The 21,651-nt window shown below is 24.6% G+C and carries 23 protein-coding genes and 3 pseudogenes; 20 read left to right on the top strand and 6 right to left on the bottom strand.

The features are described 5' to 3' along the window. The first annotated feature begins 109 nt into the window (after window positions 1-109). From HGD80_RS04900 to HGD80_RS04885, 6 genes and pseudogenes are all read left to right on the top strand, one after another. Complete coding sequence (locus HGD80_RS04900) at window positions 110-259, top strand: hypothetical protein (RefSeq protein WP_225904275.1); 150 nt, start codon at window positions 110-112, stop codon at window positions 257-259. 212 nt (window positions 260-471) lie between these two features. Beyond that, entirely contained in the window at window positions 472-894 is a 423-nt protein-coding gene (locus HGD80_RS04895; protein ID WP_225904274.1) for a DUF2963 domain-containing protein, read from the top strand. Window positions 895-1,186: 292 nt separating this feature from the next. Continuing rightward, the gene (locus HGD80_RS02410; RefSeq protein WP_219474246.1) at window positions 1,187-1,648 is read left to right on the top strand and encodes a UvrD-helicase domain-containing protein; all 462 of its coding nucleotides are present in this window, start codon (window positions 1,187-1,189) and stop codon (window positions 1,646-1,648) included. Between the two features lie 8 nt (window positions 1,649-1,656). Then, window positions 1,657-1,974 (top strand): annotated as a pseudogene (locus HGD80_RS05425) (UvrD-helicase domain-containing protein); the annotation flags it as partial. 33 nt (window positions 1,975-2,007) lie between these two features. Further along, a complete protein-coding gene (locus tag HGD80_RS04890) occupies window positions 2,008-3,459 on the top strand; it encodes a 3'-5' exonuclease (protein ID WP_264081068.1) in 1,452 nt (483 codons plus the stop codon). Window positions 3,460-3,484: 25 nt separating this feature from the next. Continuing rightward, the gene (locus HGD80_RS04885) at window positions 3,485-4,210 is read left to right on the top strand and encodes a hypothetical protein (RefSeq protein ID WP_225904273.1); all 726 of its coding nucleotides are present in this window, start codon (window positions 3,485-3,487) and stop codon (window positions 4,208-4,210) included. A 309-nt stretch (window positions 4,211-4,519) separates the two neighbouring features. On the opposite strand, the gene HGD80_RS02395 is transcribed toward HGD80_RS04885, so the two are convergent. The 3 genes and pseudogenes from HGD80_RS02395 to HGD80_RS02385 form a co-directional block, all read right to left on the bottom strand. Beyond that, window positions 4,520-4,855, bottom strand: coding sequence for a single-stranded DNA-binding protein (locus HGD80_RS02395; protein ID WP_219474243.1), 336 nt, complete (start codon window positions 4,853-4,855; stop codon window positions 4,520-4,522). After that, complete coding sequence (locus HGD80_RS02390; RefSeq protein ID WP_219474241.1) at window positions 4,849-5,256, bottom strand: hypothetical protein; 408 nt, start codon at window positions 5,254-5,256, stop codon at window positions 4,849-4,851. The genes HGD80_RS02395 and HGD80_RS02390 overlap by 7 nt, the downstream gene beginning before the upstream one ends. Before the next feature lie 119 nt (window positions 5,257-5,375). Then, window positions 5,376-6,027: pseudogene (locus HGD80_RS02385) on the bottom strand (sigma-70 family RNA polymerase sigma factor). A gap of 174 nt (window positions 6,028-6,201) precedes the next feature. Between HGD80_RS02385 and HGD80_RS02380 the strand changes: the two are divergent. Next, window positions 6,202-6,342, top strand: a complete 141-nt coding sequence (locus HGD80_RS02380; RefSeq protein ID WP_219474239.1) for a hypothetical protein — start codon at window positions 6,202-6,204, stop codon at window positions 6,340-6,342. 223 nt (window positions 6,343-6,565) lie between these two features. Here the strand turns inward: HGD80_RS02380 and HGD80_RS02375 are convergent, their stop codons facing one another. Next, window positions 6,566-6,736, bottom strand: a complete 171-nt coding sequence (locus tag HGD80_RS02375; RefSeq protein WP_225904272.1) for a hypothetical protein — start codon at window positions 6,734-6,736, stop codon at window positions 6,566-6,568. A gap of 557 nt (window positions 6,737-7,293) precedes the next feature. Between HGD80_RS02375 and HGD80_RS02370 the strand changes: the two genes are divergently transcribed. From HGD80_RS02370 to recA, 4 genes and pseudogenes are all read left to right on the top strand, one after another. Beyond that, window positions 7,294-8,466 (top strand): NAD(P)-dependent malic enzyme, encoded by a 1,173-nt coding sequence (locus HGD80_RS02370; RefSeq protein WP_219474236.1) that lies wholly within the window; start codon window positions 7,294-7,296, stop codon window positions 8,464-8,466. After that, entirely contained in the window at window positions 8,463-9,998 is a 1,536-nt protein-coding gene (locus HGD80_RS02365) for a 2-hydroxycarboxylate transporter family protein (RefSeq protein ID WP_219474234.1), read from the top strand. Before HGD80_RS02370 ends, HGD80_RS02365 begins: the two co-directional genes overlap by 4 nt. A gap of 609 nt (window positions 9,999-10,607) precedes the next feature. After that, entirely contained in the window at window positions 10,608-11,267 is a 660-nt protein-coding gene (gene pgsA, locus HGD80_RS02360) for a CDP-diacylglycerol--glycerol-3-phosphate 3-phosphatidyltransferase (protein WP_219474232.1), read from the top strand. Between the two features lie 258 nt (window positions 11,268-11,525). Next, a pseudogene (gene recA, locus HGD80_RS05705) lies at window positions 11,526-12,510 on the top strand (recombinase RecA). Window positions 12,511-12,654: 144 nt separating this feature from the next. Here the strand turns inward: recA and HGD80_RS02350 are convergent. Further along, window positions 12,655-14,313, bottom strand: a complete 1,659-nt coding sequence (locus HGD80_RS02350) for a DEAD/DEAH box helicase (protein WP_219474229.1) — start codon at window positions 14,311-14,313, stop codon at window positions 12,655-12,657. Window positions 14,314-14,897: 584 nt separating this feature from the next. Then, complete coding sequence (locus HGD80_RS02345) at window positions 14,898-15,548, bottom strand: hypothetical protein (protein WP_225904271.1); 651 nt, start codon at window positions 15,546-15,548, stop codon at window positions 14,898-14,900. A gap of 124 nt (window positions 15,549-15,672) precedes the next feature. On the opposite strand from HGD80_RS02345, the gene HGD80_RS02340 reads away from it, so the two are divergent. From HGD80_RS02340 to HGD80_RS04880, 9 genes are all read left to right on the top strand, one after another. Then, complete coding sequence (locus HGD80_RS02340; protein ID WP_219474227.1) at window positions 15,673-15,837, top strand: hypothetical protein; 165 nt, start codon at window positions 15,673-15,675, stop codon at window positions 15,835-15,837. 206 nt (window positions 15,838-16,043) lie between these two features. Further along, window positions 16,044-16,361 (top strand): hypothetical protein, encoded by a 318-nt coding sequence (locus HGD80_RS02335; RefSeq protein WP_219474225.1) that lies wholly within the window; start codon window positions 16,044-16,046, stop codon window positions 16,359-16,361. 11 nt (window positions 16,362-16,372) lie between these two features. Next, entirely contained in the window at window positions 16,373-16,711 is a 339-nt protein-coding gene (locus HGD80_RS02330) for a hypothetical protein (protein ID WP_219475645.1), read from the top strand. Beyond that, window positions 16,671-17,096, top strand: coding sequence for a hypothetical protein (locus HGD80_RS02325; protein ID WP_219474223.1), 426 nt, complete (start codon window positions 16,671-16,673; stop codon window positions 17,094-17,096). The genes HGD80_RS02330 and HGD80_RS02325 overlap by 41 nt, the downstream gene beginning before the upstream one ends. A 32-nt stretch (window positions 17,097-17,128) precedes the next feature. Then, window positions 17,129-17,596, top strand: coding sequence for a hypothetical protein (locus HGD80_RS02320; RefSeq protein ID WP_225904434.1), 468 nt, complete (start codon window positions 17,129-17,131; stop codon window positions 17,594-17,596). Beyond that, a complete protein-coding gene (locus HGD80_RS02315; protein WP_225904433.1) occupies window positions 17,574-18,233 on the top strand; it encodes a hypothetical protein in 660 nt (219 codons plus the stop codon). Before HGD80_RS02320 ends, HGD80_RS02315 begins: the two co-directional genes overlap by 23 nt. Window positions 18,234-18,264: 31 nt before the next feature. Beyond that, entirely contained in the window at window positions 18,265-19,131 is an 867-nt protein-coding gene (locus HGD80_RS02310; RefSeq protein ID WP_219475553.1) for a DUF2963 domain-containing protein, read from the top strand. A gap of 235 nt (window positions 19,132-19,366) precedes the next feature. After that, window positions 19,367-20,236 (top strand): UvrD-helicase domain-containing protein, encoded by an 870-nt coding sequence (locus HGD80_RS02305; protein ID WP_219475551.1) that lies wholly within the window; start codon window positions 19,367-19,369, stop codon window positions 20,234-20,236. Window positions 20,237-20,323: 87 nt separating this feature from the next. Then, window positions 20,324-21,634 carry a 3'-5' exonuclease gene (locus tag HGD80_RS04880; RefSeq protein WP_225904432.1) on the top strand — a complete coding sequence of 437 codons (1,311 nt, stop codon included), beginning with the start codon at window positions 20,324-20,326 and terminating at the stop codon, window positions 21,632-21,634. Window positions 21,635-21,651 lie beyond the last annotated feature (17 nt).

The following is a 21,651-nucleotide window of genomic DNA, read 5'->3' as shown; positions in this document are numbered from 1 at the left end:
ATATTGAGTTCCTTTTTATCATTTTTTATTAATTTCCTATATTTATGGGTATTTGAAAATGCTAAAAAAATTCTTTAATTATTTTTGATAATAGAAAAGAGGTTTAAAAATGTCAAGTTTTAGAATTGGCAATAAATATTATAAAATAATTCCTTTTTTAATTACTACTGGAATATTACTGTTTTTTGTGTTTTGGATAGCTTCTCATACTTATAAATATCATTTAGAAACCGAAGAAAGACGTAATTACAAGAAGTAGATATTAAAGCAAAAGCAATAGAATTAAATAATAATTTATATGAAGAATTTGAAAAAATAAAAGAAGAAAACGAACATTTAAAAAGTGTTCCTTATGAGTTTATAAGAGATAATGGAGAAAAAGAATATTATAATTTATTTACTCACAAATTAGTTAAAAAAATTGATAAAGATAATACAATTTGGGAATATGATAAAAATAATGGTCTTTTGTTGAAAAAAACTGATAAAGATAATAATGTTGAAGAGTACGGTTCACACGGTAAATTAATCAAAAAAACTTTATCAGATGGCGTTTGGATGGAATATAATCCTATTAATTCAAAATTAATCAAACGTAAAACTATTGATGGTTCTATTGAAGAATTTGATGATAATGAAGAAAAGTTTAAAAAAACATTTTATCTTCAAGATGGCAAAACAATAGATGAAATAGAAGAATATAATCTCGAAATAGGTAATAAAATTAAAAAAACATTTTATCTTGAAGATGGCAAAACAATAGATGAAATAGAAGAATATAATTCTCAAGGTAAATTAATTAAAAAAACTATTTATAAATTTGATGGCAAAACAATAGATAAAATAAAAGAATATAATCCCGAAATAGGTAATAAAATTAAAAAAAACTTATAATTCAGATGGAACTGTTAAAGAAGTAAGAAATCATTAATCATGAATAAAAAAAGAAAATTAATATTAAAAGTATTCCAAGACGAGCGTAGCGAACTAGGCGGACAGCCGAGGAATATTACAATTAATATATTACACGCTCCTATAAAGTCCCCTTTGGGGATTTAGGGGGTTTTTTGTATCGAGCGCCTTACCTGTGAACTATCAGGTAAGGAGTAGCGAGAACGAACCAACCGCCTTCGCCGTGAACTATCGGTGAAGGAGTAGGTTGGAGAGTCTATTAAAGGAGAATAAGGTGTTATTTAATTTATCAAAAGAACAAAAAGATATTATTAATTCAGATGCTTCTTGCATGTATATACATGGTGGTGCTGGTTCTGGCAAAACTACTATTTTAATTGAAAAATTAAGACAAAAAGAAAAAGAAAAACCTTTAATTTTGGTAGCTACTAATGCTACTAAAAATATTATTTATGATAAATTATTTTCATCATTAAAAAAAGATTATTCTTCTTATAATGGTGATGAATTAGAAAAATATTTAAAAGAAAACTATGAAATTAGAACATTTCATAGTTTTGCTTATTCTTGTTATTTAAAATATAATATTTTTAATGAAACAGCACAACAAAGAAAATTTATTGATGATGAAACTAAATTAAATATTTTAAAACTTATTTTAAAAGAAAATCAAGATTTAAAATTGTATTTTAAAGAACAAAAAAATATTCATTTAGAAAACTTTTACAGAAATTAAATAATTTAATACGTTTAACTTTTCAAAAAGAAAATTGTTATTCATCTATTAAAATTGATGATAAAGTCTTAAAAAAATCTTTTGAATTACTATTAAATTTATATTATGAAAAATTAAACGATAATAATTTAATAACTTTTGATGGTTTATTAATTGAAACTAGTGATTATATTGAATTTGTTGAAAGAAATAATGGTTTAATTTATAATCGTTCTGTTTTTATTGATGAATTTCAAGATTTAAATTATTTTTATTATTTTATTATAAAAGAACTTTTATTTAATAAACCAAATTTTTTATATTGTTTTGGTGATTATACTCAAAATATTTATAGTTCTTTTGGTTCTAGTGAACGTATTTTGGAACTTTTTGTAAAAGATTTTAAACCTGAAAAACATTTTTTAAATGTTAATTATCGTTCCAAAGGTATTAATATTGTTAAAGCAGCTAATGAATTAATTGATAATAAGGAATATTTACAATTATCTTTTAGTGAAAAAAAATATAGAGATTTTATAAATTTTTCTTTTTTTGATAATTTTTATCAACAAATTAATTATTTGTGTGAAAAAATTAAAAATTCTTTAATTTATTCTACAACTGTTCTTTGCCGTAGTAATGCTGAATTACAAAAAATTAAAGATGAGTTTACAAAAAACCAAATTCCTTTTACTATATCTGATAATAATAGTAAAGAAAATGAAATTATTTTGTCAACGATACATGGATATAAAGGATATGAAAATGAATACGTTTATTTAATTGGTTGGCAAAATCGAAATGAATCACAAGATAAAGTTTTAGAAAAAAAATTAATTTATACTGCAATAACTCGTGCTAAACGTGATATTGAAATTTTAACTTTAAATGATTCTTCTATTTTTATAGATTATTTTTATTCCTTAATAAAAAAAGAATTAATTTCTGATGATTTTATAAAAGGATTAAATGATAAAATTTTTGATTTAGATTATTTAAAAATTTGTTTACCTAATTCAAAAGATATAGAAAATTATGATGAATTATCTACTACTATTAAAATTTATAATGAAAAAGTTAACCAATTAGAAAAACAACATAAATTTAATCAAATTACTGAATCTTATTATAAGAAATGTTATTTAAAATTATGTGTTTTATTTAAGGAAATTTCTAAAAATATTTATAAAGTAAATAAAAAAGATAATGGTTATGAAACTCGTTTAAAAGGGTTTAATTATTTTATGTTTGAACCTTTGGAACGAATTAAATATTATAAAAAACATTTAAAAGAAAAAAAAGAAGAAAGGTATTTGTCATTAAGTGATGATGATTTGAAATTGGATTATTCTTTAAAAAAGCAATTAAAAGAAAATAAATTGCAAGAAATTAAACCAAAATCAAAAATTTTAAGGCATTATCGAGATTCTTCACAAAATGCTAAGGATAAACTTTTATATAATTTCAAAGATTCTAAAAAAATATCTTTTATTACTTTGACAGCTCCTTATGATGATTTACAAGGTAAAACTATAAAATATACTCATGAACCTGATATTATGGGGCAAGTAAGGAAACGTTTTATTCGTTTAGTGAGAAAAAGTTATTTATCAAATTTATTTCAACAATTCTCTCAAAACGATTTGGTTTATTCTAAAATGCAAGATTTTCGTTATTTTTGGTCTTTAGAAACTACTAAATTAGGAGTTATTCATTATCATATTATTTTTAATATTGATGTTTTAAATTCTTTTGGTGGATATTCTCGTTATTTGTGTACTGATAAAGATTATGCTTTGGGTTTAAAAAACCGACCTATTAAAGGGACATAAGAGTATTTTTTATGATGATTATTTAATGCATAAAATAGATGAAAAAGGTAATATTAAAATACCTCAAAATTATTACGAGAAAAATAATGTTAAAGTGCCAAAAATTACTTTGCTTTGGGCTAATGCTTATGCATCTGTTATGAATAAAAATAATATAAAACATTATAAACATTTAAATCCAATTAGTCAAAACGTGCAAATTTTTAGACCATCAAAAAAAATCTTTTATTTGAAAAAATTGAAATTAGTAAATGTAAAGCTTTTTATAAAGGTACTTTTGATAAAAAAAGATTATGTCAATAAAATTGTTTCATATGTTAGTAAATATGTTTCTAAAAATGATAAACTAATTGAAACAAATTCTAATAAAGGGATTGATTTTTATAGTCGTCATTTGTTTGGATTTTCTCGTACATGTTTTACTTGTCCGCAAAAATCTTTTTTGGCATTATTTCCTTATGATATAATTAAAGAAATAGAATTAAGTCCATTTCCAATTGTTAATTTTAACTTTTCTAATAATATATTTGATTGGAATATTAAACAAAGAGTTAATGGAAGAAATATTAAAATTCCACATAATTTAACTTTGTTGTGTAAATCTTATATGAATTCAGATCAATTTCAAAATTCTAATTATTTTAGTTTAAATTTATCTGGTATTCAACCAAAAAATCATTTTCTTAATAAGAATTTTAAAAAATATTTTAAGTTACAAAAACTTAAATTAAAACCTAAAAAAAGATTATGAAAAAAAAGATATTAAAATATTAAATAAAGTTGAATGTCAATATTTGTATAGATATCTTGAAAATAATTATATTCAAAGTTTTCACCTTTCTCCTTAATTTAAAATTTGATTAAATTATTTTAAATTCAATATTTTTAATTAATTTTGCTGTCTAATTATTAGACGGCTTTTGTTGTTGGAAAAAAATAAATAAAATTATTTATAAATTTTAAAAACTTAAAAAAATTTTAAATTATTGAAATTATTAATACTATAATATAAGTAATAAGAAAAAGATTTTTTTTAAAAGAAACAATATTTTAAAAAAACTCAATAATCGCCTACAAAAAACCCTTGAGGTTTATTGTCTAAAAAGATCACGTTTTGAAGAATAACTTTAGTGTTAGTTTTAGTTTGTCCTTCATTATTCGTGTATTTTTGGATGGATAAAGTTCCTTCAAGATAAATTTTTGAACCTTTATGTAAATATTTCTTCATGTTTTCGGCTTGTTTTCGAAAAGCGACACAAGGGATGAATTGGTTTATCTCTTTAAGGTTAACCGCTAATTGAAAATCGATTTTAGGGATTTGTTCGTTATTACTGTTAATATATTGTTTTTCTAAATCATGGCTTATACGGCCGATTAATTGAACTTTATTTAACATAATTTTATTTTTCCTTCTTTTTTTATTGTTTTATCATCATCGTTATCGTCGTTGTTTTCGTAGTCATCATCGTCATTTTCATAAACAATTCCAATGTTTTCATCTTTACAATATTCTAATAAATTATTAACTTCATCATTAAGTGATTCAAGCGCATTTTTACTAATGTCATCTTTAAGTTTGTAAAAATAATGTTGAATTGATGATAAAAAGTAATTAATTTCTTCTTTTTCATCATCAGTTAAATTTTTTGAATGTTCGATTTCATCTGAAACTTCTACATTCCAAACAATTTCATTTACAGCATCTAAAAATTCACGATAACTTAAATCTTTTGCTTCATCTAATAAATATGTTATTGGTGGCAAAAATTCTAATAATATTTTTTTGTTTGTTTTCATTTTTTATCTTCTTTACTTTTTTTAATTATTTATAAATAAATTTTCATTATTAATAAATAAAACTTTTTATGTTGAGTTTTGATACAAAAAAAGATTACTTTGAAAGTAATCTGGTTTTTTTATTGTTTCGAATAACTGTTTAACGTCATTACGGACAAGCGATGGGTTTTAACGTTTTTTAATTTTTTGATAGCGATGTTTTTAATATTTTCTATTTGTTTTAAAGATAAATTAAGTTTTTCAGCTATTTCGGTGTTGGTATAACATCTTTGATAATCTTCGTTGATATTCCCTAAAGTAACACCAAAACTTAAATGGATAATTTTGAATTCGGGTTCGCTTAATTTAGCTTTCATTTTTTTAAAAAATTTTCATGCTTAACTTGTTTTAACCATAATTGATGAGGATTTAGTTTATTTATTTGATATGGTTCACAAAAATCTTCTTGAAAAGAAAGATTATCCTTTTTATGATTTTTTTTGGGATTGAAGGAGAATGGCTTTTTCTTATTATTTCTCTTATTTCTGATTTGATGGTTGGAGTAGCATAAGCGATAAAGTCATAACCTAAATCTTGGTAATGATTGAGGGCTTTGATTAATCCTAAAAACCCTTCTTGGTATAAATCCTCTTTTTGAAGGACACGCCGATAATATTTAAATTGCTTAACTAATTTATTTACTAATGGCAAATGTAAATCGATTAATTGATTTCGTATTTCTAAATTCTTTTTGTTTTTTAAAAAATCTTTAAATAATTCTTCTCTTAACATTTAATCCCTTTCTAAAAACGTTTTTAGAAAAGATAAGAAATTATTTTTTTTAGTCTTAGAAAAGAAAAAAAGACTAACTTAATAGTTAGTCTTAAAGAATTTTTAAAAAGTAAAAAGTGTCTAAAGTTTTGGAACAGTTCAAATAAATCTAATGCCTTTGATCTAGATGGTGTTATGGAATGTAGTGCTTATGCATCTAAAATTAAAATATTGCGTAAAGATAAATTAGGTAATAATGTTCCTGTTTTAGATGCTGATTTGATGAATAAAAAATTTGTTATTGTTAAAAATGATAAACAAATATTTAGTAATTAATTATAATATATAAGTTAATATATAATAAGAAAAGATCTCTATTTTATAGAGGTCTTTATTGTTTTAAGGTTGATTGGGGTAGTTTGCTAGTTCTTGTTCTTTTTGTGCAAGGAGTTCTTTGTTGTCGGAAAGGGTGGATTGGATCAAATCTTTCATATCTTTTACAAAAAGTGCGGGTTTGTCGTCTTGATTGATGAGACTTAATGTTTTGAGGTCATCAGGGTCAAAATTTGGTACCTTCCATTAAATAACGTGATAAATGGGAAACTTTGGGAGCATAACTTAATTTAAAATGTTTTATTATGTCATTGTAAAAGCCTCTTTGTTCTAAATAATTGAGGACTTGTTTGTTGTGTTTTAATTGATGGGAATAAAAATATGCTGCTTCTTGCATGATGTTGTAGAATTTTTGGTATTGAAGGGTGCTTTGTTTGGGGAGTTGGTAGCTTCTTCTTTATTTTCTGTGTAAGTTCCTTTATTGGGGGTATAGTTAGGTTTGTAAGAGGTTGGGGTTGGTATTTGTTCTTCTTGGGGCTCTTTTCTGTTTTTAAATGCTACTGCAACAACTACACAAACAACTCCAGTAGAAATAAAAATAAGTAATAAAATAGTCCATAAAGTATAATTAGGTTGTTTTTTTATTTTTATACATTTGTGTCTCCTTTGGGTTTAATAGGGCACAAAAAAAACTCCCTTACCTTTATTTTATTCTTTTGAGTAAAAAACGTGAAAAATAATGTAATTATTGATTTTTTTGTTATTTTTTTTAATGTATTATAAAGTTTAAATATTTAAATAAATGTTAAAAAAGTAAAAAAATATTAATTATTTTATTAAATAAGGTATAAAATATAGACGGATGATTATTTTTTGGTAATAATTTCAAGATCAAATCACCCTTCAAATATATATAAAATACATAAAGAAATATAAAAGGAGATTTTCAGTTAAATGAACATCAAAGAAAAAGCATTAGAAATACATGAAAAAAATAAAGGTAAAGTAGGTATTGTAAGTAAAGTAAAAGTGCAAAACTTAGATGATTTAGCATTAGCTTATACTCCAGGAGTAGCAGAGCCTTGTTTAAAAATTAAGGAAAATCCTAGTGATGTTTATCGTTATACTATGAAAGGTAATATGGTAGGTGTTGTTACAAATGGGACTGCAGTTTTAGGATTGGGTAATATTGGTCCGAAAGCTTCTTTGCCAGTGATGGAGGGAAAAGCTATTTTGTTTAAGGAATTAGCAGGGATTGATTCTTTTCCTATTTGTATTGATTCTACTGATTCTCAAGAAATAGTAAATATTGTTTCTAAAATTTCAACTGTTTTTGGAGCAATTAATTTAGAAGATATTAAGTCGCCTCAATGTATTGAAGTTGAAGATGCTCTTGAAGCTAAACTTGATATTCCTGTTTTTCATGATGATCAACATGGTACTGCTATTGTAGTTGCTGCAGGAATTCTAAATGCTTTAAAAGTAGTTAAAAAATCTATGGAAGATGTTCAAGTAGTTATTAATGGAGCAGGTTCTGCAGGGATGGCAATTTCTAAAATGTTGTTGTTATTAAAAGTTAACAATATTGTTTTAGTTGATAAAACAGGAGCTTTATATAAAGGAGCAGCCAATCTTAATGAGCCGCAAAAAAAATTAGTTGAAGTAACTAATAAATATCAAGAAAAAGGAACTTTGAAAGAAGTACTTAAAGGAAAAGATATTTTTGTTGGTGTATCTGCTCCTGGTATTGTTACAGCTGAAATGGTATCTACTATGGCAAAAGATGCAATTGTTTTTGCTCTAGCTAATCCAGTACCAGAAATTATGCCAGATGAAGCTAAAAAAGGTGGGGCTAGAATTGTTGCTACTGGGAGATCTGATTTTCCTAATCAAGTAAATAATTGTCTTGCTTTTCCAGGTGTTTTCCGTGGGGCATTAGATGCTAAAGCAACTAAAATTACCGAAGAGATGAAAAAAGCTGCTATTTATGCTCTAAAAAACATCATTAAAGAACAAGATTTAAATGAAAATAATATTTTACCAACTTCCTTTAATAAAGAAGTAGTTAAACAAATTGCTTTGGCAGTTTGTAAAGTAGCTAAAGAAACTGGAGTAGTAAGAAAATGAGTATAGAACAGGAACAAAGTTCCCCAGATAATAAAGAAAAAAATAATAATAAAGATAATAAAGACTCTAAAAAAGTTAATAGTATTTTTGCTCCTCAAAAAACTATTTTAGGGTTTAGTGTACCTCTTTTTTGTTTGATGAGTTTAGTAGTTTTTGTGCAAGTTTTTGTTTTGGGATTTGTAAGTTTTCAAACTACTAAGAAATTTAATCCTGCATTTCATCCATTAATTACCCCTTTATTAATAGCTATGCTTTTAGCTGCTGTTTTACAAAAAATAGGTGCTAAAACTCCCCTCTTAAAAGATATTGGAGGTGGTTCTATTTTATGTATTTTAGTACCTTCTATTTTGTTTACTTATCCTTTTTTTAAAGATGATTCTATCTTTTTGCAAATGCAAAAGTTTATGCAAAATATTATGAAACATTTAAATGCTGAGTCTATAACAGTAAAAGAAACTCAATATACTTATAAAGCTATTGGTTTTGCTAGTTTTTTCGTTTCTGCTTTAATTATTGGTAGTTTTTTAAGTATGGATAAAAAGTTATTAAAAAGTTCTTTTAAAAAATTTATTCCTTTAATATTAGTATCTTTGCTTACTGGTGCTTTAGTTGTAGGAACTTTGGGGGCTTTATTAAATCCTATTGGAGGGTTAGAAAATGCCTCTCAAACTTCTAAAGGGGGCTTTTTAGATGCTGTCTTTTATATTTTTGCTCCTTTAGCAAGTGGTGGCATGTCATCTGGAGTTGCTCCTTTAAAAAATGCTTATGCTGGGCAGAATCTAGATTGGCAAGAACCTTTTATGTCTCATATAACTCCTGCTTTATTAGTAGGAGGAATCTTTAGTATTTTTACTTCTGGGTTTATTAAGAAATTTTTGAAAACTACTAAATATAGTGGTTATGGTAAATTGGAAGTTAAAGAAACTCCAAAAAATCCAGATAAAAATACTTCTAAATCAGTTCCTGAAAAATTAAGTTATCCTCAAATAACTACAGGTTTAATTGCTATTTTTACTTTATATTTATTGAGTGTTTTAATAAAAGAATCCTTAATTTTATTATTACCAAATATTAAAAAATACCTACCAGAATATATTGTTTTTTTAGTGTTTGTAGTTGTTTTGATGAAATTATTTAATGTAGTATCTGATTATTATAATAGTTGTATTAATCAAGCTTCTAAATTTGTTACTACTAATTTTACATCTGCTTTTTTAGTAATTTTAGGTTCTAGTATTCCAATGGAAGATATGTTAAAACAATTAAATGTTAAATTTGTCTTTACATGTATAATGTGTGTATTATCAGTTTCTTTAGTAGCAGGGTATTTAGGCAAAAAGTTAGGTTATTATCCAGTAGAATCATCAATTACTGCAGGGCTTTGTACCAATAGTATTGGAGGTGCTGGTAATGTTGTTATTTTATCAGCTTCTGATTTGATGGGATTAATGCCTTTTGCTCAAATAGCTACTCGTATTGGTGGAGCTTTAGTAGTAGTAGTAGCTTGTATTGCTTATCCTTTGTTATATTAATTATATTTTATATATATAAATATGAAAAATATTTATCATAAGTATTTATGATTATTTAATATTATTTTAGTATTAGTTGATTTGATTGAAATTATTGCAATGCAAAATAGCTAACATATTTATATCAAAATTATAAAACATTTTTAACTATTGCGGTGCCCTTCGATTTGTTTATGCTAATAGTTGGGTTCCGTGATATTTTTAAACACAAAAAACTATAAAAAACGTTTTGCTAATTTATTTGTATTATAAACATTTAAAAATTAAGTTAAATATGTTTTCTTTATACAAAATTTATTTATAAATGTAGAACAAATTTAATTTACTTTTTAAATGTAGATAAATGTAGAGTTTTTATAATGTATCTTTTAATTGTAATAATTACTCAAAATAATAACAATTATGTTATGTATATAAAAACACTTACTAAAAACATTTATCAATAATGTTATAATAATAGTATATAAGAGATTTTGAAAATCTTATTTTTGTCCTTAAACATTTACTATTTTTATTTTTTGATATTCAAAGAAATGATTTGTCTTTTTGAACCATATTTAATTAAACAAAAATATGAGTTTTTTTACAAAATTACTACAGGAGTAATGTATGTTTCCTTTGTTGGCTAATTTAATTACTGTTTTTAGGATTGTTTTAGTGTTTGTGCTTTTGCCTTTGATGTGTGTAAGTGAAAGTGATCCTGAATTTGCTAATGTTTTGACTTTTCAAATTATCTTTATAGTGGCTGCTATTACTGATTATTTGGATGGTTATATAGCTAAAAAATATCAACAACAAACTGTTTTTGGTAAGTTTTTTGATCCTATTGCCGATAAATTATTAGTTATTATCACACTTTTTTATATTTGTCAATGTCGTTTGTCTGCTACGCAAGGAACTTTTTTATTTGCAGATACTCAAATGCCTAAAAAATTTTTTACTGCTGTTATTATGATTATAGTGATTAGAGAATTTTTAGTAACAGGAATAAGATTGGTAGCTTCTAATAAAGAAGGAGTTGTTATTAGTGCATCTTTTTGGGGCAAAGCCAAAACCGTTTTTACATTCGTTGCTATCATTTGCCTTTTTTTTGGGTTGTATACTTCTTCTACTTTTGCTTGTGATGCAAATTTAAAAAAATGGTTTGGATATCTAAGTAATATAGGTGATATTTGCCTGCTTGTTTCAGTTGTTTTAACTATTGTTTCTGGTTTTGATTATTTTTTTAAAAATTATAAAATTATTCGTAAAAATTTTGCTCCTGAGTAATTCATTTTTTTGATCTTCACTGTACCCTATTTTTTTAAAATATTTATTGTCTAGTTTTTGGGGTTCAGCGAGATCTTTATTTTGTTACTGCTGTTTTTATTATATTTTAAAATCTGTCTTTTATATATGTTTCTAAATTTTTACATTTATCTTTAATAATTATTTTCATCTTGCTCTTTTATCTTTATTATTTTACTTACAATATTTAAAAATTATATTTCATCAAAACTAAAATAAAAAACCCAAGGAAAATTATTTATGCAAAATACACAAAACAAAAACGATTTAGAAGACACTATTAAGGATATTGAAAAAAAGTTTGGTAAAGGTAGCATTATGCAATTCAACTCCAAAACTCATAAAGGAATTGAATCTATTTCTACTGGTTCTTTGTCGTTGGATATTGCCTTAGAAATTGGTGGTTATGCTAAAGGAAGAATTATTGAAATTTATGGTCCTGAAAGTTCAGGCAAAACTACTTTAACTTTGCATACCATTTCAGAGGCTCAAAAAAAGGGAGGTAATGTTGCTTTTATTGATGTAGAACATGCCTTAGACCCAAGTTATGGAAAGGCTATTGGAGTAAATCTTGATAAACTTTTAATCTCACAACCTGATTCAGGTGAAAAAGCTTTAGATATTGCTTGTAGATTAATTGCAAGTGGCAAAATTAGTCTTTTTGGTAGTTGATTCTGTAGCAGCATTAGTTCCTGAGGCAGAATTAGTAGGCGATATGGGTAATATGGCTATGGGTTTGCAAGCACGAATGATGGGGCAAGCCATGCGTAAACAGTCAGGAATCACTAATAAAACTGATACAGTTGTTATCTATATTAATCAACTTAGAGAAAAAACAGAGATGGGTTTTGGTAATCTTGAAGTAACTCCAGGTGGTAAAGCCTTAAAATTTTTTGCTTCTTTGCGTTTAGACATTAGAAGAGCAGAAACCCTTAAACAAAGGGACCAAGTTGTAGGGATTCGTTCCAAAGTAAAAGTAGTTAAATCCAAACTTTCATCTCCTCTTAAAACTACTACTATTGATATTATTTTTGGTAAAGGTATTGCTAAAATGATAGAAGTAATTGATTTAGCAACTAACCTTAATTTGATTCAAAAAAGTGGTTCTTGGTATAGTTTTAAAGATGAAAAAATTGGTCAAGGAAAAGAAAGTGTTAAAAAATATTTAACTAATAATCCTAAAATTTATAATCATTTGGTTGCTGAAATTAAAAAAAAGATATAATATTAGCAATTAATCTAAATTATTAATTGAAATTAATTGATTTTTTATTTTTATTTTAAATTATGCAAATATAAGAAAAAGCTAGCTTGTTGAAGCTAGCTTTTTTGTTATTATTAAATTATTATTTTGTTAATTTATTAGTTTTTAATCTTTTTTGTTAAGAATTAAAGTTTTGTTTTGGAAACGAATATTAGTTTTGCTTTTCATTGGATTCCAAAAACGACTTGCTACTTCAAAAATAGTTTCGTGAGTTAAGTGTTTGATATTGCCAATATTTTTGCCATAAATTTGGAAATGGTCTTTTAATAATTTTAATAATATTGGAGGATTAATATTGTCTTTTTTGCCTAAATTAATAACTACTTCTATAAAGTTGCTATTTGCTCTTTGGTAAGAGTTATTGCCGTAAGAGTTGTTAGAACCATAAGAACCAAATCTAGATTCGCCACCAAAACGCGATCTGGTAAAAGAATTGTTAGTAGTCATTTTTGGAGGAAGGATGTCAGTGTAATTTCTTTCTTTTGGTAAAAAGTTTTTCAATAATCCTTGGATAATTTGTTCAGAAGAAAAAGTTTCTAATAACTTTTGTGCTAATGGATTTGGAGTAGCGTCTTCGTTGTTTTTTTCAATGATGTTTAATAGCTTTTTTTCTAAATTTTTGGCATTTTGTAATTTGATGCTTTGAACAGAAGGAATATCTAGTAAAGTAATTTTTTCTTTTAAGTAGTATTCTAATTTTTTAAGTTGGCTTACTTTTCTTGGGCTAATTAAACTGTAAGCTAAACCTTTTTTGCCAGCTCTTCCAGTTCTTCCGATACGGTGAACATAAACTTCGTCTTCGTGTGGTAAGTCATAGTTAATTACCATTTTGATGTCAGAAATGTCAAGTCCTCTTGCAGCTACATCAGTTGCAATTAAGATTTTGATTTTGCCTTTACGGAAATTATTCATTACATATTGTCTTTGATTTTGTTTTAAATCGCCGTGAACTGCATCAGCTAAAAAGCCTTTGTCTTGAAGGTAGGCTGTAATTTCGTCAACATCTTTTTTAGTGTTTGCAAATAAGATAGCTGAATAATCTTTTTTTAAGTCTAGTAAACGTACTAATAATTTAGCTTTGTCAACTTCTTTTACTAAAAAGTAATTTTGTTCGATTGCATTAACTGCAATGTTTTTAACAGGAACTTGTAGGATTTTAGTGTCTTTTTGGTATTTGCTTGCTATTTTTTTAATAAATGGAGGTAGAGTTGCTGAGAATAAAACAGTTTGTCTTTCTTCTGGAATCTTTTTTAAGATTGTTTCTAAGGCTTCTTGGAATCCCATTTTTAACATTTCATCTGCTTCGTCAAGAGTTAGAATTTTTAGTGCTGAGAGGTCGATTTTACCTCTTTCTAGATGGTCAATTGCACGTCCAGGAGTAGCAATAATTAAATGAGGTTTAGCTTCTAGGGCTCTAAATTGTTTGGTGTAAGATTCACCACCATAAACAACAGCGATTCTTATTTCTTGATAAAATCTTAGTAATTTTTTTAATTCTTCGTATACTTGGAGAGTTAATTCTCTAGTAGGGCATAAAATTAAACTTTGAGTTTTTTGGATTTTTGGTTCAATTTTTTCGATAATGGGAATACCAAAAGCAAAAGTTTTTCCTGTTCCTGTTTGAGCTTGTCCAATTACGTCGTGTCCTTTTATAATTTCTGGAATTACTAAGGCCTGAATTGGAGTAGCATCAATAAAATTGAGTTCTTTTAAAGCTTTTTTAGTTTGCTCTAAAATAGGTAATTGTTCGAATAAAGTATTCATAAATTCCTCATCTTTCTTTTTAATTTAAAAATTAAATTATACAGATATAAATATAAAATGTTTGCTAAGTGTACAAAAACACTAAACCCTTTTTATAAGATATTTTTAAACCCTTTATGATTTCAAGTTATTGTTTGGAGTTGTTAAATAATTAATAATCTTGAAAAAAAGGAATCATTTTAAAAACTATCAACTGTGTATTTGCTGTCATTTTTACTTTCAGTAAAAAAAGTTGTAAGACTTAATATTTTTAGTTAAGACCCTAATAAAAAGTATTTTGGTATTTTGCTTTTATAACAATTATGGTTGGAGTAATAATTTTATTTGTGAAATAAAGTTAAATAATTGTTCAAAAGTAAAAAGTTACACTAATTTATAATAGTTTTTTGATTTGTAACATTTAATAATTTTTTACTGCATCTTTAATATTATACTTTATTATACTTGTAAATTAATAAAAAAACAACTATGTTGGAATTAAAAGTGTCTTTTTTGTTGCTTTTATTATGTATTTGTTGAAATATTGGAGGTAATAAATAAAAATAAGACTCTCATTTATTGAGAGTCTTATTTAGTATATTTGATTATAAAAGTTTTATTTCTTCTTTAGTGATTGTTTCTTGTTCTAATAATAAATTAGTAATTTGATCTAATAAATCTTTATTTTGTGAAATAATTTCTTTTGCTTTAGTATAATATTTTGCAATAATTTTTTTGATTTCTAAATCTATTGCTGTTTTATCGGAAAACTCAGAATCCTGGCTCACTCCTAAACTACTCATACCATATTTAGTAACCATTAACCGAGCTATTTTTGTTACTTGTCTAAAATCATCATAAACCCCATTAGAAACTTCATTAAAAATTATTTCTTCAGCTACACGTCCGCCCAAATAAGATGTCATTTGAGCTAGCATTTTTTTATCAGAAGTAAAAAAAGTTTCTTTTTCTGGCATTATTAAATTATAGCCACCAGAAGAGCCTCGAGGAATAATAGTTATTTTTTGTACCTTTTGTGCGTATTTAATTTTTAATCCAATAACGGCATGTCCTGCTTCATGATAAGCTACCATTTTTCGTTCTTCTTCGTTGTATTTGATTGATTTTTTGGCAGGACCCATTAAAACACGGTCAATTGCTTCTTCTAATTCTTCTAAAGTAATTACATTTTTTTTATTTCTTACGGCCAAAATTGAAGCCCCATTTAGAACAGCTCTAAGTTGAGCTCCTGACATGCCTGGAATATTGTAGGCGATTAAAGAACCATTTAAAAAAATACCAACTTTTAAGTTGGTTTCCTTATTGTTTCTAAATACTAAAAAATATTTTTCTTATTAAATAATAAAAAAGGAGATTAAAATGGCGAGAAATTACAGACGTTCTTATTCCAGTAAAAAATCTTTTAGAAGAAATAAATTAACATTAGGCAGATTTTTTACATATTGGATTTTACCTACATTAGGCATTGTTATTCCTTTGATTGTTTATTTTGCTTCAAAAGGTTATTTATCAATAGCTAAATAATAAAAAGGAGGATAAAAAATGACTTTAAGACAAATATTAATTTTAATTGCTCTTGGTTGTATTTTTATATTTGCAACTTATAAACTTGGTTTTATTGTTCCTGATACAACTAAAATTACATGGATTAAATAATGAGTGTTTTTTTAAAAAACACTCATTAAGAGATAATATATGAATAAATTAAGTTAAAAAAGGATTTAATTAAAATGGATAAAAAACAAAAAATAAAAAAAGAATTTTACGAACATTGTCAATGTTGCGGAACTGATTTGGGAATGAATATAAGTGATCTTGATTTTACTTTATTTGGTGTAATAATGAATTCAATGATTTTAATTAGTTTTGGAATTTTTGTATTATTTGGTTTTTTGAGTTTATTTTCATTTTTCCAAATTAATCATGAAATTTTTACAACTCTTATTTATATTTTTACTATGGGTGGTGTTTCATTTTTTATAATATCTGATTGTATGCCTAAATTACTTTTTGAAAAAGTAGATTATGAAAAGGTTGAAAAAGAATAAAGGAAAATTAGATGAAAAAATATAATCTATTTGATAATTTTATTTGTTTATTGATTGGTGCAATTATTGGTATTTTTTTATATATTAATTTTTTTATCACAAATAATGAAGAAAGCGCTAAACAATTACAACAAGAATTATTAAATAAACAAACACAAATAAACACTATTAATCAAAAATTATTTAACCTTTCAAATCAACAAACCTCTTTACAACAAGAATTAAGTGACCTAATTCAAACTTATGATGAATGGGAAACAACTTGCGAAATCAAAGCTAATCAGGATATTAATGAAGATAGGATTAAAGATGAAGCAATATACTATTCTCCCTGTCCCTTTTGCAGTTGAAATAACCCCAACTGCAAAACTAGACAGAAATAATCAACAAACACCAATAGGCAATCCACGAACAATAGAAAGTCAACCAATAGAAATTAATGGAGCCACTTTTTATTATATAAGACCTTGTTTTGCTTCAGATAGAATATACTTCATCGATAAAAACAGGAGCGATTGGAATAATTATATCAAGAAATTGATATCTGAAAATCGTTGGCAATTTAAGTTTAATCAAAATGTAAGCACCACCTCACCACCAAATAAACTCAATAATTATCAATCTGTATTGCAACAAATAACAAACAATTTAAATGAAATTACACAAAAATTATCAAATAAGCAACAAGAATTAAATAAATATCAACAAGAAATAAATGATGTAGAAAAAAATTAAAAATGTAATAATTTTATAGAAAGGAATAATTGATGGATATACAACAAACAATTATTAATATTGTTGAATCTAAAATATTTATTTCTTTTACTTCTTCTATCTTTGGTATTTTTATTTATTGGCTTTATTTTTATATTAAAGAATGGAAAAGTAAATATGATTTTAGTGATGAATTGCATTGTGTAGTAAATAAATATATTAAAAATGGACGAATTACTGTTAGAGAGTTTGGAGCTTTAATTAGGATAATATCTCAAATGAGTAATTATTTGGGTATATATAGAAAACATGTTGAAACAATGATTAAAGAATTTGGAGAACATGGAGGACTTAATTTTTCTGAGGGTATTTTTGATGAAAAAGATAATAATCAAGAAAATAAAGAAAATAATAATTTAGATGAAATTTTAAAAGAGAATTTAAAATTAAAAAATCAATTAAATAATATAAAAAAACCTTTAATTGCTGAATCTATTGATGATACTGAAAATGATTTTTAGTTTTAATTTTTTAAAATATTTAATTTCTTTTGATTTTAAAGATTTTTTTTATTTATTATATAGTATTTTTTATAGTATTTTTTTTACTAAATCATCTTTTTTATTTGGTTTTAATGTTGGTTGGAATAATAATTTTTTAATTATTTTTAATATGATAAAAAAAGCAATTGTTTTTATATGGGAACAATTAACAACTTTAATTTATCCTTTAAAATTATTTAGTTCATTGTTTGATTTTTTAATGCAAATATTAAAAATTTTTATTGATGTTTTTGGTAGTATTATAGGTTATATTAAAAGTTCTATAACAAGTCTTACCGGTCAAAAATTAATGGACCCTAGTGAAAGTATGTGGGAAAAATTAAAAGAAATAGCAAAGATAATTTTTAATGTTACTGTTGCTGGTTCTGTTATTTATTTTTTAAAAGAAGTTAATAGTTTTCTTTTAAACTCTTTCATTAAAATAGGTGATTTGTTGTTTAAAATTGTTTTAAGAATATTAGATATTATTTCAATTGTTTTAAATTTATTTTTATTTTTGTTTAAAAAGGTTATAATAATATTGAGTTTCTTTTTAACATTTTTTATTAATTTCCTATATTTATGGGTATTTGAAAATGCCAAAAAAATTCTTTAATTATTTTTGATAATAGAAAAGAGGTTTAAAAATGTCAAGTTTTAGAATAGGCAATAAACATTATAAAATAATTCCTTTTTTAATTACTACTGGAACATTACTGTTTTTTGTGTTTTGGATAGGTGGGCTTGCTTATAAATATCATTTAGAAACCGAAGAAAGACGTAAATTACAAGAAGTAGATATTGCAGCAAAAGCAAAAGAGTTGAATGATGTTATACATAATGAAAATAAAAAACTTAAAGAAGAAAACGAACATTTAAAAAGTGCTCCTTATGAATTCATAAGAGATAATGGAGAAAAAGAATATTATAATTTATTTACTCACAAATTAGTTAAAAAAATTGATAAAAATAATACAATTTGGGAATATGATAAAAATAATGGTTTTTTGTTGAAAAAAACTGATAAAGATAATAATGTTGAAGATTATGATTCACAAGGTAAATTAATCAAAAAAATCTTATTAAATGGTGTTTGTATGGAATATAATCCTAATAATTCAAAATTAATCAAACGTAAAAATATTGATGGTTCTATTGAAGAATTTGATGATAATGAAGAAAAATTTAAAGAAATAGATAAAAACGGTAAAGTTAAAATTTTTAAAACTAAACTTTATCAAAATATTTCGGATTTTAAGAAATTAAATTTTACTATTAGACAATTAAAAGATATAGGATTTAGTTTGCAAGAATTAAAAGATGCAGGATATACTTTGGAACAATTTATATCTGCTGGATATACTGCGAAAGAATTAAGAGCTGCTGGATATACTGCGAAAGAATTAAGAGCTGCTGGATATACTGCGAAAGAATTAAGAGCTGCTGGATTTCGTTTGCAAGAATTAAGACTTTCTGGATTTAGCCATCAAGAATTATTAGATGCTGGATATTAAATTAAGTATAAAAGTATTCAAAGACGAGCAGAGCGAATTAGGCGGCCAGCCGAAAAACATTACAATTAATCTATTACACCCCTCCTATAAAGTCCCCTTTGGGGATTTAGGGGTTTTTTTGTATCGAGCGCCTTTGTCGTGTTAGACGATAAAGGAGTAGCGAGAACGAACCAACCGCCTTTGTCGTGTCAGACGATAAAGGAGTAGGTTGGAGAGTCTATTAAAGGAGGATAAGATGTTATTTAATTTATCAAAAGAACAAAAAGATATTATTAATTCAGATGCTTCTTGCATGTATATACATGGTGGAGCTGGTTCTGGCAAAACTACTATTTTAATTGAAAAATTAAGACAAAAAGAAAAAGAAAAACCTTTAATTTTGGTAGCTACTAATGCTACTAAAAACATTATTTATGATAAATTATTTTCATCATTAAAAGAAGATTATCCTTCTTATAATGATGATGAATTAGAAAAATATTTAAAAGATAATTATGAAATTAGAACATTTCATAGTTTTGCTTATTCTTGTTATTTAAAATATAATATTTTTAATGAAACAGCACAACAAAGAAAATTTATTGATGATGAAATTAAATTAAATATTTTAAAACTGATTTTAAAAGAAAATCAAGATTTAAAAATATATTTTAAAGAACAAAGAAAATATTCATTTAGAAAGCTTTTGCAGGAATTAAATAATTTAATACGTTTGACTTTTCAAAAAGAAAACTGTTATTCATCTATTAAAATTGATGATAAAGTTTTAAAAAAATCTTTTGAATTGTTATTAAATTTTTATTATGAAAAATTAAATTATTATAATTTAATAACTTTTGATGGTTTATTAATTGAAACTAGTGATTTTATTGAATTTGTTGAAAGAAATAATGGTTTAATTTATAATCGTCCTGTTTTTATTGATGAATTTCAAGATTTAAATTATTTTTATTATTTTATTATAAAAGAACTTTTATTTAATAAACCAAATTCTTTATATTGTTTTGGTGATTATACTCAAAATATTTATAGTTCTTTTGGTTCTAGTGAACGTATTTTGGAACTTTTTGTAAAAGATTTTAAACCTGAAAAACATTTTTTTTAAATGTTAATTATCGTTCCAAAGGTATTAATATTGTTAAAGCAGCTAATGAATTAATTGATAATAAGGAATATTTACAATTATCTTTTAGTGAAAAAAAAATATAGAGATTTTATAAATTTTTCTTTTTTTGATAATTTTTATCAACAAATTAATTATTTGTGTGAAAAAATTAAAAATTCTTTAATTTATTCTACAACTGTTCTTTGCCGTAGTAATGCTGAATTACAAAAAATTAAAGATGAGTTTACAAAAAACCAAATTCCTTTTACTATATCTGATAATAATAGTAAAGAAAATGAAATCATTTTGTCAACGATACATGGATATAAAGGATATGAAAATGAATACGTTTATTTAATTGTTTGGCAAAATCGAAATGAATCACAAGATAAAGTTTTAGAAAAAAAATTAATTTATACTGCAATAACTCGTGCTAAACGTGATATTGAAATTTTAACTTTAAATGATTCTTCTATTTTTATAGATTATTTTTATTCCTTAATAAAAAAAGAATTAATTTCTGATGATTTTATAAAAGGATTAAATGATAAAATTTTTGATTTAGATTATTTAAAAATTTGTTTACCTAATTCAAAAGATATAGAAAATTATGATGAATTATCTACTACTATTAAAATTTATAATGAAAAAGTTACCCAATTAGAAAAACAACATAAATTTAATCAAATTACTGAATCTTATTATAAGAAATGTTATTTAAAATTATGTGTTTTATTTAAGGAAATTTCTAAAAATATTTATAAAGTAAAAAAAAAGGATAATGGTTATGAAACTCGTTTAAAAGGGTTTAATTATTTTATGTTTGAACCTTTGGAACGAATTAAATATTATAAAAAACATTTAAAAGAAAAAAAAGAAGAAAGGTATTTGTCATTAAGTGATGATGATTTGAAATTGGATTATTCTTTAAAAAAACAATTAAAAGAAAATAAATTGCAAGAAATTAAACCAAAATCAAAAATTTTAAGGCATTATCGAGATTCTTCACAGAATGCTAAGGATAAACTTTTATATAATTTCAAAGATTCTAAAAAAATATCTTTTATTACTTTGACAGCTCCTTATGATGATTTACAAGGTAAAACTATAAAATATACTCATGAACCTGATATTATGGGGCAAGTAAGGAAACGTTTTATTCGTTTAGTGAGAAAAAGTTATTTATCAAATTTATTTCAACAATTCTCTCAAAACGATTTGGTTTATTCTAAAATGCAAGATTTTCGTTATTTTTGGTCTTTAGAAACTACTAAATTAGGAGTTATTCATTATCATATTATTTTTAATATTGATGTTTTAAATTCTTTTGGTGGATATTCTCGTTATTTGTGTACTGATAAAGAATTATGCTTTGGGTTTAAAAAACCGACCTATTAAAGGAAATAAGAGTATTT

Source organism: Paulownia witches'-broom phytoplasma (genome assembly GCF_019396865.1).
Lineage (GTDB): Bacteria > Bacillota_I > Bacilli_A > Acholeplasmatales > Acholeplasmataceae > Phytoplasma > Phytoplasma asteris.
The sequence above is the reverse complement of the archived record's forward strand: the minus strand, read 5'-3'. Positions and strand labels throughout refer to the sequence as shown.